This window comes from Paenibacillus camelliae (assembly GCF_023715345.1).
In the GTDB taxonomy this organism is placed as follows: Bacteria; Bacillota; Bacilli; order Paenibacillales; family Paenibacillaceae; genus Pristimantibacillus; species Pristimantibacillus camelliae.
This window is the reverse complement of sequence record NZ_JAMBNY010000050.1, coordinates 1-450: the sequence shown is the minus strand read 5'-3', so window position 1 is coordinate 450 and position 450 is coordinate 1. Positions and strand designations below refer to the sequence as shown.

General features: G+C 70.9%; 1 pseudogene. It reads right to left on the bottom strand.

Going from position 1 to position 450, the window contains the following annotated elements:
• Positions 1–450, bottom strand: a pseudogene (locus M3180_RS22335) (sensor histidine kinase); the annotation flags it as partial.

Genomic DNA, 450 nt, shown 5'->3' with positions numbered 1-450 from the left:
CTCGACGTACACGGCGATCCAGTCGGCCTTCAGGCTCGCCGCGAGCCGCGCGGCCGCGCGCACGAGCGTCGGCGCTTCGGGGCCGGGCCCGACGCACACCAGCAACCGCTCGCGCGCCTGCCCCATGCGCTGGATCGAACGGTCGGCGCGGTACTCGCGCATCTGCGCGTCGACGCGCTCGGCCGTGCGCCGCAGCGCGAGTTCGCGCAGCGCGCTCAGATTGCCCTTGCGGAAGAAGTTGCGCACCGCGCGCTCGGCCTGCTGCGCGAGATAGACCTTGCCGTCGCGCATCCGCTCGAGCAGTTCCTCGGCCGGCAGGTCGACGAGCGTGACTTCGTCGGCCGCGTCGAACACGCGATCGGGCACGGTCTCCCACACGCGGATGCCGGTGATCGCGCCGACCACGTCGTTCAGGCTTTCGAGATGCTGGACGTTGACGGTCGTATAGAC